Below are 14,429 nucleotides of genomic sequence, written 5' to 3' on the forward strand. Positions count from 1 at the left end.
GGAATTAAGGTACTGAGTAACACAGCCTTACCACTATTAGGGTTCGGTCGGTTCAATTGCTGTTAATTCCCGATATTTACCCTGATAGTATAGTAGCGGGTCCCCTTCGCTTACTTTCAAATCGGTTACTTCTCCAATAAATAAAACATGATCGCCAGCCTCGACTTCGTTATATAATGTACAGGTAATGTTGGCCAATGCATCTTGAATAACTGGCAATTCATTAAATTGTTCGAAGCTGTACGGTGTGTCCCCCTTTAATTGACCGGCAAATCTCATCGATTCAGCTTGTTGATTGCCAGCTAAGAAACTAACAGCAAACTTTTTTGATTCTTGAATAAGCCCAAGCATTTTTGCCCTTTTATCAATGGAAACCAAAATCAGCTTTGGATTTAACGAAACAGAAACGAAGGCATTAGCTGTCATCCCATGCGCCTCACCCTTCACTTCCGTTGAAACTACTGTAATCCCTGTTGCAAATTTTCCCATGGCATTTCGAAAAAAACGATCATCCAAATTGTAACACCTCTATTCATGATTATTTTTTGTATATTCAGAATACATTTTATTTTAATTTTTTTCTACTTATAGGCACCTGAAAGCGATATTTTAAAGGAATATGAAAGAAGATTAAAACAAAAAGACCAAACATATCATTCATGTCAGGTCTAAAAATCCATTAAAGACAAGTGATCAAACGGGGATTATGTATGAATAAAGCTTCTACCACTGTAATCAAGCTTGAAAATTAATTTCCCCGGCGTGCGAAATCAACAAATCGAAACTTGTCCAGTCGGTGTCGGGATTCTGTGTATTGGAACAAGCTCATATCTTCTAAATACACATAGTTTTTGACCACGACAACATGCTTATAGTCTTTTAAATCCAAATAACAATAATCTTCCTCAGTAGGTTCATCTACTGTGATTTCCTTCTTAGCAAAGCTAATTTTAAGACCCGCTTCATGCTCAAGATATTCATAGATGGATCCTTCGCAAATCTCCGTTGTCAAATTCGGAACTACTTTTTTAATAAAAAAATCTTTATCTAAAATAATCCGCTCATGTTCCATTTCCCTCGAACGGATTACTTTCCAAACGGTATCCTTGCTAGAAATATGCAACTGTTTTTGGAGATATTCATCCGGCTGAATTTCCTCGAGCTTGTTGACGATTGTTTTCCAAGGCCTGCCCATTTTTTGAGCAATTTCTTTGAAACTGACCAAACCGGAAACAGGAAAATCGTAACGGCTTACATCAAGTACAAACGAACCCTTGCCTTTCACCTTTTGGATGTAGCCATTTTGTGAAAGCAAATTTAACGCTTTTCGAATCGTTTCTCTTGATGTGTGGTATTGTTCGACTAATTCATTTTCAGATGGAAGCTTGGTATTCGGCTTCATCCTCCCGGATTGTATTTGATTGACCAATTCATCATAGATTGATAAAAACTTATTTTCTCTCATTTGTTATCACCAACAATTTCAACTGATAGAAAAAGGGGTATCTAATATGCCCCATTTTCATTTCTTCCTATTTTATTGTACAGAGAAACTGCGGTTTAAGCAAAGTTGGTTATTTTTTTAAATGAAAGACAACGGATTCATAAGGCCTTAACTTGAAGCTTTGGATCGTTTCAGCTGAATCCGGATAATTCGTGATCAATTTTTTTACGGAATAGCCGTGAAGGTCAATGCTGCTTGGTAGTGAAAAGCTTGTATTAGAATCGTAAAAATTGTTAATCACGAGAAGTTTTTCATCTTCACCGTTACGGACATACGCAAAAATAGCGGGATGGTCTTCTAAAATTAATAGATAATCCCCATCCGTGATGATGTTATATTGTTTGCGCAGCTGAATGAGCTTTTGGTAATGATAAAAAACTGAGTTTGTGTCATTAACGGCGTTTTCAACATTAATTTCATGGTAATTCGGTGCTACATTGATCCACGGGGTTCCTGTTGTAAACCCCCCGTACGGTCGGTTGTTCCACTGAACCGGAGTCCGGGAGTTGTCGCGTGATTTTTGTTTTAAAATGGTAAGGATCTCGGAATCACTTTGCCCTTGTTCCCGCATGTATTTATAGGTGTTTAATGTTTCCACATCACGATAGTCTTCTATCCTGCCGAATTTCGGATTCGTCATCCCGATTTCTTCCCCTTGATAAATAAAAGGCGTTCCCTGCATCATGTGAATCGTAGTAGCAAGCATTTTAGCGGATTCTGTCCGGTATTCGCTGTCATTGCCATAGCGGGAAACAATCCTCGGCTGGTCATGATTGCACCAAAATAACGCGTTCCAACCGCCTCCTTGGTGCATTTCAAATTGCCATTTGGAAAGAATTTGTTTTAGAGATTGAAAATCGAAATCGGCTTCCGACCATTTGTTTCCATTTGAATAGTCCACTTTTAAATGATGGAAGTTGAACGTCATGCTGAGCTCATGGCTGTCAGGATTGGAATATTGGATACAATTCCCGATGGTGGTTGAGGACATTTCTCCCACTGTTAGTGCATCATTTTTGGAAAACACCTCACGATTCATCTCATGGAGGTATTCATGGATTTTAGGACCATCCGTGTAAAACTTTCGTCCGTCTCCAGGGGGAATGGTTCCATCGTCCTCAGGGAAGCGCAGATCCTTGGAAATAAGATTAATTACGTCTAACCGGAAGCCGTCAACCCCTTTATCAAACCAGAAATTCATCATTTGATAAACTCTTTGGCGGACGGTTTCGTTTTCCCAGTTTAAATCGGCCTGGGTGACATCGAATAAGTGCAAATAATATTGGCCCGATTTTTCATCATATTCCCAGGCGGATCCTCCGAACTTCGATACCCAATTGTTCGGCTCGCTCCCGTTCGGCTTCGGATCACGCCAAATATAAAAGTCGCGATATAGATTGTTTTTTGAGGAGCTTGCTTGTTTGAACCATTCATGTTCGGTTGATGTGTGATTGACGACAATGTCCATGATGATTTTGATGTTGCGCATATGGGCTTCGCTCAAGAGATAATCGAAGTCCTCCATCGTTCCGTATTCATCGTGAATACTATAGTAATTGCTGATATCGTACCCGTTATCCCGCTGGGGCGACTGGTAAATCGGCGTCAGCCACAATACATCTACACCAAGTTCCTTTAAATAATCTAGCTTCTCAATAATTCCATTGAGATCCCCTACACCATTTCCTGTCGTATCATAGAAACTCTTTGGATAAATTTGATAAACAGTCGCTTTTTTCCACCAAGGCTGTTTCATTGTATTACACCACCAATTTTTTAGAGATTAGACCTCTTTGGTCCTCCAGAGGGTCTAATCTATTTTTATTTTATTGATTTGCATTATTTTTACGGTTGAATTTTGAAAATACAAAGGTTAAAACAATTGGCACGACAATGGCGATCGCCATACCGATAAAGAATGGGCCCCAATTCTGCGGAAAGATTGATAAGAACGCAGGTAATCCCCCTACACCAACAGATGGTGCTTTTACCCCATTAATCGTGATGAACATACCCGCAATCGCTGAACCAATGATGGCTGAGAAAAAGGCAAAGCGGAATCGTAAATTCACTCCAAACATAGCGGGTTCGGTAATCCCTAGGTAAGCTGAAATAGCGGACGTTAACGAAAGTCCTTTTACCTTTTCATCCTTTGCAATAAACATCATCGCTAAAGCAGCTGAGCCCTGTGCAATATTGGATAGAGCTACCATCGGCCATAGGAAGGTACTGCCTGTGCTGCCGATTAATTGTAAATCAACTGCAAGGAATGTATGATGCATCCCAGTAATAACGAGCGGTGCGTACAGCAAACCATAAATTAATCCGCCAATTGCCGGTACTGCATGGAAAATGCCAACGACAGCAGCAGTGATAACTTTAGCAATCGCAAATGTAATCGGTCCAATCGCAATAAATGATAGGAATCCTGTTACCAATAAAGCAATCGGTGCTACAAGGAGTAACTGAAATGCATCCGGGATCCGTTTCTTTAAGAAAATTTCCATTTTGGATAACACATAAGATGCCACTAAAACCGGTAAAACTTGTCCTTGATAGCCCACTTTTTGAATATGAAGACCGAATAAGTTCCAGGTTGGTATTTCTTTGGTTGCGCCATATGCCCAGGCATTTAATAGGTCGGGATGCACGAGCATTAGCCCGAGAACAATACCTAATAAAGGGTTTCCGCCAAACTTCCTTACAGCCGACCAGCCGATTAATCCCGGTAAGAAGGTGAAGGAGGTGTTGGCAATTAAATTAATAATGCTTGCAAAGTCCTTCCATTGCGGATAAACGTCTACCAAGGATTTTTTATCATAGAAAATTCCCGGTCCAGTTAAGACATTGTTAATCCCCATCAATAAACCGGCCGTAACGATCGCAGGCAAAATGGGTATAAAGATATCTGCAAGCGTTTTGATTGCACGCTGCAAAGGGTTCAAGTTCTTTTCGGCGGCATCCTTAATGTCTTGCTTCGTTGCGTGCCCAATACCGGTCATTTCAACCATTTCTTCATAAACTTTGTCAACGGTCCCCTGACCGATTACGACTTGGAACTGTCCGTTTGTAGAGAAGGAGCCTTTGACTAAATCAATCTTTTCGAGTGCCTCTTTGTTCACTTTTCCTTCATCTACTAATGCAAAGCGAAGGCGTGTTACGCAATGGGTAGCTGCTGCGATGTTCTCTTTACCGCCAACAGCCTCAACGATTTGTTCTACGGATTGTTTATTGACTGCCATGTTTCTTTCCCCCTGTTACCGTTTACATTTCACCAAAAAGGAAACGGATTGTTTACATATAAATTAGTTTTTTGTCCTTTGCCAGCCTAGCATGTACGGTTTCTTCTAATTAATACCCAAATCTTACATTCTACTAAATCGCTTTCAAAAACAACTTGTATATACAGGCTTCCTTTCTGGTATTATCTTATCCTGTATATACAAGTTTGTCAACAAGAAAAAAACTGTTTAAAAGTGTTTATTGAGAACCCTTTCAAACAGCTGCTATTATTGCTTAATGCTATAAGCTTTTCATAGGATATATTGATATTACTTAAACGCGATCTACTGATTTCATGAATTCCTTTACTATCCGTAAATATTCATCCGGTTCCTCGATGTATGGCATATGCGCACTTTTCTCGAAAACATGGAATTTAGAATGAGGAGTCTGACTGCTGTAATATTCTGTTGTTTCGGGTGTTGCCTCATCAAAACGGCCGCATGTAAAAAGAGTCGGGCAGGTGATTTCCTTTAATTGTTTGGTACAGTCAAAATCTTTTAGATTGCCTTTCACATGGAATTCAGATGGACCCCACATGATATTGTACACTTCAGGATTCTTTAAATGTGACCCTTTTTTCAAGAATTCCGGGAAGGGATTCAATCGACAAACGAATTGCTTATTAAATTCCTCAGTAGCTTCTTTATATTCTGCTGAATCAGTTGTTCCGATTTCTTCACATTTTTTTAACGTATCCTGAATTTCTTTTGGCAGCTTTTGGAGGTTCCGGTCTTGGTCCTTTTCCCATAATGGAGCACTTAAGCATGGGCTTGAAAAAATAACACTTTTAATTCCGCTTGGGTTGGTTAAGCAATATTCTGCCGCGAGTGTCGTGCCCCATGAATGACCAAGGATATGTACTTCATCAAGGTTAAGTGAGTTTCTAACCTGAGCTACTTCCTCAACGAACCGATCAATTCGCCATAAGGAAGCATCCGATGGTCTGTCGGATTTTCCGCAACCTAACTGATCATAAAAAATTACGGGACGGTCTTCTTCAAGAACTTTTAACCCTTGCAGCGAATAACAGGAAGAACCCGGTCCTCCATGTAAAATGATCACGGGAGTTTGTTTTGTGTTTTTATCAAATTTTTGATACCAAACCCTGCCTCCCGGTACCTCTACATATCCATTTTCATACATGCTTTTTCCCCCTAAAAATAAAGACCTATCGTAATATTATACAATTTTTTAAATTATAATAGTTCTTCTTTCTAATGTACTCCAAAAATTGATGTCGGCTTTCGCCACTCTTTTTCATTCAAAAGGGGAACATTATTTAATACCATTCAGTTTATGGAAATAATATCCTGCCTCTTTAGGTCAATAATAAAAGCCACCGAAAGGCAGCTTGAACTTTATATCTTGACACATTGGTTGAAGAATTTTACATACTTGTTTCTTTTTCTCCAATTCTTTGTTTATGCTCAAGATACCCACTTATTTTTACTGATTTATTTTTATAAATTGAGCGTAAATTCATATCAATTAGTGATCCAGCAATTAACCCTAAAAAAACAACAGATATTGAAAAAACATCAGATCTTAAAGTGAAAAAGAGAGCTACAACGCATAAGGTTATACTAAAGAAAAATTCACTTACAAAAAAATGTATTTTTTCCATATTAGCACACTCCTTAAAATTTAATAAACTATAAGTTCTTTCATAAATGTCCGTTTCCTTCTATTTTTTGAATAATCCTACTTTGTAATTAAAAAAATAAGACTTTTCTCCTTGTTGAAGAAATGCATTTCGTTAGAGTTCGGTTATCATTTTTAATTAATCTTAAACTATTCAATTTTTAGTTGAATCCGTATATTTATTTAAACAGTTTTTACATATACAATGTTTTCTTCTACTTTCTCCAGGAACTAATTCAAAGATTTCATTAGGAAATTTTTCAATGTCACACCAGCAGTTACCATGTTCTCCCGCACCTGTCATACACTCGTTTTCTTCTCCGCATATTGGACAATATTTATTAGCCACTAACAACCCCTCCTCAATTGTATTGTAGCATTGCACCCGTTGGTGAAGGTAGTTGTTCTTATTGAATAAGATTTGTACAACTGACATAATGCATAGGTTTTTTCCCATATCCAATCCCATGGAAATAAAGGCTTATCCAAACATAAAAAGTAAGAACAAGCATTCATGCTTTCCAATAAAATGAAACTAGCTGGACTAGCACGATATTTGGTGAAGTTTTCTAATGAAAATGGAGTGGGAATATGGGAGCTATTAACGGAAAAGATTTTATCGACCGATTAAATCAGATGGATACTGAAATTTGGTATGACGGAAATAGAATTGAGGGAAAAATTTCAGAACACCCTGCCTTCAAAGGGCTTCTACAAACAAAAGCTTCCCTTTATGATTTACAATATGATTTGGGAATAAAAGAGGAAATGACTTATTTATCTCCTGAAACTGAAGAACCGATTGGACTTTCTTACTTGCAGCCAAAAACGAAAGAAGATTTACAAAAAAGACGAAAAATGATGGAACACTGGGCAAGACACACCGGTGGAATGCTGGGAAGAAGTCCTGACTATATGAACACGGCTGTTATGAGCTTTGCATCGTCTGCTGTCCTTTTAACAGGCAGAGAGAACTGTTTTCCTGAAAATATTCAACGCCTATATGAAAGGGCAAGGAAAAATGACTTAGCTTTTACGCATACATTTATTACTCCTCAAGTGAACCGATCACAGTTCTATTTTGAATATTCTAATGAGCCCATCTCTGCTAAAGTTATTGATAAAAACGAAAAAGGAATCATTATAAAGGGTGCCAGACTTTTGGCTACTCAGGGCGGTTTAACCGATGAAATTTTGGTATATACAGTTCCTGGAGTGTTTGATGCAGATGAAGCGTTCGCCTTTTCCATCCCAACTGATACCAATGGACTAAAATTTATTTGCAGAGAATCGTTTGTTGGAGGAAATTCTTCCTTTAATCATCCCTTAAGCTCTAGGTATGAAGAAATGGACTCAATCGTTGTCTTTGACCATGTATTAGTTCCATGGGATCAAGTATTTTTTTACAATAATGTCGAAGCAGCAAATGACTTCATGTATCGAAGCTCCTTTCACCCTTTTGCTAAACATCAGGTAGTGACTAGACAAGTTGTAAAAACAGAATTTATACTAGGCCTAGCTGAGCTTCTTGTACAGACAATTAACGTTAGCGAGTATCAACATATACAAGAAAAACTTTCAGAAATTATCATTGGTCTTGAAACCATGAAAGCACTATTGGAGAAATCAGAAAATGATGCGGAATTAGACGAATGGGGATATATGCGTCCAAGTATTCTACCACTTCAAGTCGCCAGTAATATGTTTCCTAGAATTTATCCACGCTTCAGTGAAATTATCCAATTAATTGGGGCAAGTGGAATGGTAACATTACCAACCGAGGATGACTTTCATTCGAATATTAGGGCAGACCTCGACCTATATCTTCAGGGGGCTAATAGGAGTGCTCCTGACCGAGTAAAAATATTCCGTTTAGCATGGGACCTTACGATGAGTTCATTTGGTACAAGACAAACCCAATACGAAAGATATTTTTTCGGTGACCCGATCCGATTATCCAGTACTTTATACAAATCCTATCCAAAAGATAAACATGTTGGGGTAATATGCGAATTTTTAAATCTTAAAAGTAATGCGTAATGTGTATAGCCCGCATATGGAAAAAAATCAAGGTAATTCACCTAAAAAATTGACCATTCATTTTATGTAAGACAAAAACATTCCGAATAAAATGAACTCCACCGATTGGTGGAGTCCACTTTTTGGAATATATCGATGCAAATCTTTTTTAAACTGATCCTAATAATTTTCTAACTGTTATATCGTTTGGTAAAGCTTCGTGTACATAATAAGCTCTTTAAATAAGGCGTCCACTAGTTCTTCACTTTCATATGTTAATGTGTTTTGTTCATAATCAAAACAATGAGGGTCAAGAACAAGCTGCTTTGGAATTGCATTAGCGTATAGTCCTCTTACGACAACACGCATATTATTTAGAGCATTTATTCCACCCTTCCCGCCACCGGCTACTGCTAATAGAGCTACGGGTTTATGTGCAAATTGTTCACTTCCTAAAAAGTCTAACGCATTTTTTAACGCACCGCTCATGCCACTATGGTATTCGGGTGAGGCTAAAATGACGGCATCCGCTTCTTTCACTATTTTTTTCAATTGCTGAACTTGTGACAACTCTGTTTGTTCTGATTCTCCGCTATAAAGTGGAATATTGGCCTCACTTAAGTCAATTAATTCTGCGTTATATTTTTTTGCGATAAATCGTGCTGCTATCCCTGTTCTTCCTTTTTTTCTTGGTGAACCATTGATGATTACTATATTCATTTTTGTTCTCCTTCATTTTTGATACTCTTATTATAATAAAAGACTTCACTTAATAAATCGTGACGATGGAGGATATTTTATACCCGAATAGTAGGATTAATAAACCAAAGGATCTAAGACTTTTGTCGTAGTTGTTCTTTGAATGCCTCTTTTTTTATTCGATACCTAATTTATTATAAAAATCGATAGAGATAAATACATAGCATAAAGCTAGCAATCAACTATCCAATTGTTATTCCGCTGCTATTCATAAATTTCATTACTTCAACCCTTTTTAAAATTATATCATCAGGATTTCCTTAATATCCTCCTCAGTAAGAGACGATAATTTTTCTTTTCCAGGCTGAATTATTTCCCCGATCAGATTTTTCTTTTTTTTCTGGAGCTCATTCATTTTTTCTTCAATTGTGCCCTTAGCAACAAGTTTAATCACCTGCACCACGTTTTTCTGGCCCATCCGATATGCTCGATCTGCCGCCTGCTCCTCGACTGCCGGATTCCACCAGAGATCATAAAGAATTACCGTGTCTGCACCTGTTAAATTGAGTCCGGTCCCTCCGGCCTTTAAGGAAATTAGGAACATGTCACTTTCTCCTTCATTAAATCTATCGCAAATCTCAACCCGCTTGGACGCAGGTGTGTTGCCATCCAAATAGAAAAAGGGAACTCCCTGTGAACCTAATTCACGTCCAATGATCTCAAGCATTTTGGTAAATTGTGAAAAAATTAAAATCCGTTTACCTGCACTCCGACATTCCGCCAAAATTTTTAACAATTGCTCGAATTTCCCCGATTTCCCAGGATATCCATCTACAAACAAAGCGGGATGACAACACAGTTGTCGAAGGCGTGTCAGACCAGCCAGAATTTTGATGCGGTTCTTTTGAAAAGTATCCTTGTCAAGGTGTTTAAAGGCATCATGTTTAAGCTTAGCTAAATAGGCGGCATACAACTTCTTCTGTTCCGGAAGCAGCTCTGAAGCATACATCGAGTCAATCTTTTCAGGAAGTTCTTCTAATACATCCTCCTTCAAACGGCGAAGGATAAATGGGCGAACTCGCTTGGCCACAGTTTCCCGAGTTAGGTCATGAAAGGCTTTTCTTCCCGGAAGCAAATTTGGGAAAACCACATTGAAAATGGACCAAAGTTCATCGATCGAATTCTCAACTGGTGTGCCTGTAAGTGCGAAACGATAGTTTGCCCGAAGCATTTTTGCTGCTTTTGCTGTCTGGGTGGCAGGATTCTTGAAAGCCTGGGCCTCGTCAAAAATTAAGGTATGAAACATTTGTTCACTATACTGTTTACTATCCTTCCGTAATAATGGATAGGATGTAATCACAATATCCACTTCACCAAGATTCTTTAAGAAATTGATTCGAGCCTCTTTACTGCCATCAATGATTACAGCACGAATAGTAGGCGCAAACTTCTTCAGTTCGTTCATCCAGTTATATATGAGAGAAGATGGAGAAACAATTAATGCAGGCATCTTCTCTTTGCGAATATCAGGTAATACGGATTGGATAAAGGCAATGCTTTGCAATGTCTTTCCAAGTCCCATATCATCTGCTAGAATGCCCCCAAATCCGTAGTGCGCCAAAGTCTTTAGCCACTGATACCCAAGTTTTTGGTAGTCTCTTAGGATGGTATCTAAACTGTTTGGTATAGCGAATTTTAGTTTATCCGGATTTCGCAAATCATTTAAAAAATGTTTGAATGATTGTCCCAAGCTAATCATATTTTCATTTTCAAGGGAATCGATTAATTGCATCCCCCGAACGAGAGGAAGCCGGATTTCGTTATTAATTTCCTCTTTATTAACACCAATTCCATTCAAAAACCGATTCATTTCCTTAAACTCATGGCTTTCCAATGATAATAAGGAACCATTCGGCAACCGATAATACTTCCGTTTTTCCTCAAGAGATTGAAGAAGGTTTCGAATCTCAGATTCAGGAATCCCTTGTAAATCAAAGGTAAAAACAAGCCAGTCCGTCCGTCCATCAATTTCCACCCTAATCTTTGGATGTGCATTTCCTTTGAACAAGCGTAATCTTACAGCTGTTGTGGCGAAAATTTGTGCAAGCTTCCTAAACTTCGGGACAACATGGTACAAGAAATGGTATTCTAATTCTTCATTATGTAAAAAATATCCTTCTTCCGTTTTCGTAAACGAGCTTTCCTCCATTAATTGCAAAATTTGCTGCTCCTGTTCCCCGTTTCTTATGAAAGAAGTACCTGCACCAAGCTTGTTTCTATCTCCTTCTAAAGGATTAATAACCACGTTTCCGTAATGAAATTCCAGTCCAGCAAGCAGCCGATTTTTGACCCGATCCAAATAGAGCTTGGCTTTTAGCGGCGTTTTTATAAGTCTGTCAGTAATGTTTTTCTCAATTCGTACTTGACCGAGTTTTCTAAGACCTGGTATTACTTTTTCGACAAACGTTTCCAGTTGATCAGTAGGAATCTGGAATTGATGTTTTCCTGATGAATCAAGCATTCGTTTCAGGTCTGAGAGACGCTTCATGTCTTCCATTGGTATTTTCCTTATTTGACCTTCAAAAAGAACATAGCCGTAAGATTCCATGATCGTAATATCATTTAAACCTTTTACGCTCAGTTGATATCCGCCTGTATTTGCTTCGTCAAACACAAAATTTAATGGAATGGGCTCTGCAGATAATTGGATTCCGTCATACAATTTTTCATTCTGTTCTAACCTTACAAATGGTGCAACGGACAGCAACGGGAAGATGCTTTCCCATGCGGAAGGCGGAACCAAGATCATTTGCTCCCCGCTTTTCCTATCTTTTTGGCTCGAAGTAAGGAGACCTAATTTTTCGTCATGTTGAACTTGAATTAATTGATGAATTACCTCATCTGTTTTCTTCTGAAAATGGTGGAGTTCAGGATCGAAGGTAAATTGTTTGGAAACTTTATAGGAATCTCTTCGTTCGATATGCCGCAAAAAATCCGTTAAATTATTTACGTTATGTAATTGTTTGGAGCCAGCCCGCGCTTTTATTCCAAACATATACCCTTCATTTTCTACGGGAATTGGATTGATAGTGAATTCAACATCAATCAATTCCCTATTTTCAATCAAATACTGATGGCTGGTGGGACGGGTTCCCTTATTACCAAATAGACCTAACATCCCGTTCGTTAACCGGATATCTTCAGCAGAAATTGCAGCAGCTTTCTCTAAGGATGGATCCTCATTCATTTTCATTTTTTGAAGTTCAAGTAAACCTATTAGCACAGCTGCAATATGGTGACAATTCTTATCGAAAGAAGCTAATTTTGGACATGTACATTCGGCATGTAGATTTCCATGGTTATTTTCAATGGAGATTTGAAAGTCAACGTTTCCTTTGACGATTGCTTTACAAACATCACGTTCGGGAAAGAAATGATTAAAAGACACTTTTTGTCTTCTGAAAAGATCTTCCCCTCTCTTAAAAGAATGATCACCACACAACTGCTTAATCATTTTTTTTGTTAACACTAAATTCATTGCCTTGTTCCTTCCTAAGGTAAATAATGGGTATTTAAGATACCTTCATACTACTTTAGTTAATCATTACATAATCAATTTAACATGATTAATATATATCTTTAATATCTTCTTCATCAATTCTTAAAATTTGGTTTCTATACTGGAGTTGTGTTAAACAAAACGGTGAAAGGAGGATTACTATGTTTTTGAAAAAACTTACAGAAAATAGACTGGTCACGATTGTTTATTATTCAAACGGAGCCATAAAAACTTTTAAAGGTCGTGTTTATAGACTTAATTTACTTGAACAAATTCTTTCATTAAAAGATGATAAACAGAAATCATTCTCCATCCGTTTATCCGGTATTAGACATATTTACTAACCTTTTATTATTGTAAACAAATGATTAGCTTTAACCGTACCTTAGACCGAATGGGTCTGGGTTTTTTGTTTTTTCGGCACCAAATTTAGGGTTTTCGAATGAATCTTTAGGGTTACTAACACCTCTGATATTTAATTGTAATGCTTTTATTACACTACTGACAAATTGTAATGCTATAATCCTGAAATATGAATAGTTTGAACATTTAGAAAATAATTTGTCGAATTTCCGGAAATTGACCATGACCTTCACAATTTTATTAAAATGAAAGAGGTGTGGAGTGATCAGAAAGATATTTATGGTGCTAACCTTGACAATTTTGCTGGCAACGGGAAATTTATTCATCCATCATAGAGTAGATGCAGCTTCTGTAAGTGACTTGCAACAAAACCGAGTAAAGGATTCAGAAATACAGAATGTAAATGAGCAAATAAAGCAAGTTAATCAGGAAATAGAAATGAAGACGAAAATGATCGCTAAAGCAAATTTGGATATCACCACTTCGGAATCTCAGGTCCAACAACTAAAAACCGATGTATTGATGTTAGAGGATAAAATCAATAAACGAAAAAATGTATTAAAAGAGCGTGCCCTTTCCTATCAGCAAAGTGGCGGAAATATTTCCTATCTTCAGGTATTGTTTTCTTCCGGCAGCTTCAAAGATTTTGTCGACCGTGTCGGTGCAGTCGCCATCATCATCGAGGCGGACCGCCATCTTTTAGAGCAGCAAGAAACAGATAAAAAGGATTATGAAAACAAAAAAGTTTCATTAGAGAAAAAACTTGCTGAAATGGCCAATACGAAAACTGATTTGGAAGGAATTCGTGCGCAACTCACTGAAAAAATAAAAAGATACGAAAAGTTACAAGAACAGATTAGAAAGGAAATTCAAGATCAGGTTGCGATAAATGCAAAACCTGAATTCAGTGGTACTTCTCCGAAAATAGAAAATGGATACATAAATACAATCATCAGCGCAGGCTATAAATATATTGAGAAATCGGTCTATGTTTTTGGTGGCGGAAGAACGGAAGATGATATTGCCAATGGGAGATTTGATTGCTCCGGATTTGTTCACTGGGCATTTGCTCAAGCAGGCATCGATGTAGGTTTCAGTACAGATTCAATAAAAAATCTTGGCAGGCAAGTGTCTGTAAAGGAAATGCAACCAGGCGATCTCGTATTCTTTGACACTTATAAAAAAGATGGTCATGTAGGCATTTATATTGGAGATGGGAAATTCATTGGCTCACAAAGTTCCACCGGAGTTGCGATTGCAGATATGACAAGCGGATATTGGAAAAATAAATTCAATGGGCGTGTCCTTCGAATTTAAACAAAATGGACGACAGACTCGGAATAACAATATATCTATCGT

At 37.8% G+C, this 14,429-nt stretch carries 12 protein-coding genes; 3 read left to right on the forward strand and 9 right to left on the reverse strand.

Annotated elements, in window-relative coordinates; all coding sequences use genetic code 11:
• Nucleotides 1-36 precede the first annotated feature (36 nt).
• The 7 genes from J2S10_RS16530 to J2S10_RS16560 form a co-directional block, all read right to left on the reverse strand.
• The gene (locus tag J2S10_RS16530; RefSeq protein ID WP_307409729.1) at nucleotides 37-516 is read right to left on the reverse strand and encodes a flavin reductase family protein; all 480 of its coding nucleotides are present in this window, start codon (nucleotides 514-516) and stop codon (nucleotides 37-39) included.
• 232 nt (nucleotides 517-748) lie between these two features.
• Nucleotides 749-1,465, reverse strand: coding sequence for a trehalose operon repressor (treR, locus tag J2S10_RS16535; RefSeq protein ID WP_307409731.1), 717 nt, complete (start codon nucleotides 1,463-1,465; stop codon nucleotides 749-751).
• A gap of 109 nt (nucleotides 1,466-1,574) precedes the next feature.
• A complete protein-coding gene (treC, locus tag J2S10_RS16540) occupies nucleotides 1,575-3,260 on the reverse strand; it encodes an alpha,alpha-phosphotrehalase (RefSeq protein WP_307409733.1) in 1,686 nt (561 codons plus the stop codon).
• A 70-nt stretch (nucleotides 3,261-3,330) separates the two neighbouring features.
• Nucleotides 3,331-4,746 carry a PTS system trehalose-specific EIIBC component gene (gene treP, locus J2S10_RS16545; protein ID WP_307409735.1) on the reverse strand — a complete coding sequence of 472 codons (1,416 nt, stop codon included), beginning with the start codon at nucleotides 4,744-4,746 and terminating at the stop codon, nucleotides 3,331-3,333.
• A 313-nt stretch (nucleotides 4,747-5,059) separates the two neighbouring features.
• Nucleotides 5,060-5,932, reverse strand: coding sequence for a proline iminopeptidase-family hydrolase (locus J2S10_RS16550; RefSeq protein ID WP_307409737.1), 873 nt, complete (start codon nucleotides 5,930-5,932; stop codon nucleotides 5,060-5,062).
• A gap of 244 nt (nucleotides 5,933-6,176) precedes the next feature.
• Entirely contained in the window at nucleotides 6,177-6,413 is a 237-nt protein-coding gene (locus J2S10_RS16555) for a hypothetical protein (RefSeq protein ID WP_307409739.1), read from the reverse strand.
• A 171-nt stretch (nucleotides 6,414-6,584) separates the two neighbouring features.
• The gene (locus tag J2S10_RS16560) at nucleotides 6,585-6,779 is read right to left on the reverse strand and encodes a cysteine-rich CWC family protein (RefSeq protein WP_307409741.1); all 195 of its coding nucleotides are present in this window, start codon (nucleotides 6,777-6,779) and stop codon (nucleotides 6,585-6,587) included.
• Between the two features lie 242 nt (nucleotides 6,780-7,021).
• Between J2S10_RS16560 and hpaB the strand changes: the two genes are divergently transcribed.
• Entirely contained in the window at nucleotides 7,022-8,470 is a 1,449-nt protein-coding gene (gene hpaB / locus J2S10_RS16565; RefSeq protein WP_307409743.1) for a 4-hydroxyphenylacetate 3-monooxygenase, oxygenase component, read from the forward strand.
• Between the two features lie 177 nt (nucleotides 8,471-8,647).
• Here hpaB and J2S10_RS16570 read toward each other — a convergent pair whose 3' ends face one another.
• Nucleotides 8,648-9,169, reverse strand: a complete 522-nt coding sequence (locus J2S10_RS16570) for an NADPH-dependent FMN reductase (protein WP_307409745.1) — start codon at nucleotides 9,167-9,169, stop codon at nucleotides 8,648-8,650.
• A 280-nt stretch (nucleotides 9,170-9,449) separates the two neighbouring features.
• A complete protein-coding gene (locus J2S10_RS16575; protein ID WP_307409746.1) occupies nucleotides 9,450-12,686 on the reverse strand; it encodes a DEAD/DEAH box helicase in 3,237 nt (1,078 codons plus the stop codon).
• Nucleotides 12,687-12,868: 182 nt separating this feature from the next.
• Between J2S10_RS16575 and J2S10_RS16580 the strand changes: the two genes are divergently transcribed.
• Together J2S10_RS16580 and J2S10_RS16585 are read left to right on the forward strand one after the other, a co-directional pair.
• Nucleotides 12,869-13,051 (forward strand): YolD-like family protein, encoded by a 183-nt coding sequence (locus J2S10_RS16580; protein ID WP_307409748.1) that lies wholly within the window; start codon nucleotides 12,869-12,871, stop codon nucleotides 13,049-13,051.
• 283 nt (nucleotides 13,052-13,334) lie between these two features.
• Entirely contained in the window at nucleotides 13,335-14,387 is a 1,053-nt protein-coding gene (locus tag J2S10_RS16585; RefSeq protein WP_442417891.1) for a C40 family peptidase, read from the forward strand.
• Nucleotides 14,388-14,429: the final 42 nt, after the last annotated feature.

The organism is Neobacillus ginsengisoli, from assembly GCF_030813055.1.

What these genes read in the sequence shown, in the direction of transcription:
- treR (WP_307409731.1), bottom strand. Translation starts at nt 1,465, where the DNA reads ATGAGAGAAAATAAGTTTTTATCAATCTATGATGAATTGGTCAATCAA.
- treC (WP_307409733.1), bottom strand. Translation starts at nt 3,260, where the DNA reads ATGAAACAGCCTTGGTGGAAAAAAGCGACTGTTTATCAAATTTATCCA.
- treP (WP_307409735.1), bottom strand. Translation starts at nt 4,746, where the DNA reads ATGGCAGTCAATAAACAATCCGTAGAACAAATCGTTGAGGCTGTTGGC.
- J2S10_RS16550 (WP_307409737.1), bottom strand. Translation starts at nt 5,932, where the DNA reads ATGTATGAAAATGGATATGTAGAGGTACCGGGAGGCAGGGTTTGGTAT.
- J2S10_RS16555 (WP_307409739.1), bottom strand. Translation starts at nt 6,413, where the DNA reads ATGGAAAAAATACATTTTTTTGTAAGTGAATTTTTCTTTAGTATAACC.
- hpaB (WP_307409743.1), top strand. Translation starts at nt 7,022, where the DNA reads ATGGGAGCTATTAACGGAAAAGATTTTATCGACCGATTAAATCAGATG.
- J2S10_RS16570 (WP_307409745.1), bottom strand. Translation starts at nt 9,169, where the DNA reads ATGAATATAGTAATCATCAATGGTTCACCAAGAAAAAAAGGAAGAACA.
- J2S10_RS16575 (WP_307409746.1), bottom strand. Translation starts at nt 12,686, where the DNA reads ATGAATTTAGTGTTAACAAAAAAAATGATTAAGCAGTTGTGTGGTGAT.
- J2S10_RS16580 (WP_307409748.1), top strand. Translation starts at nt 12,869, where the DNA reads ATGTTTTTGAAAAAACTTACAGAAAATAGACTGGTCACGATTGTTTAT.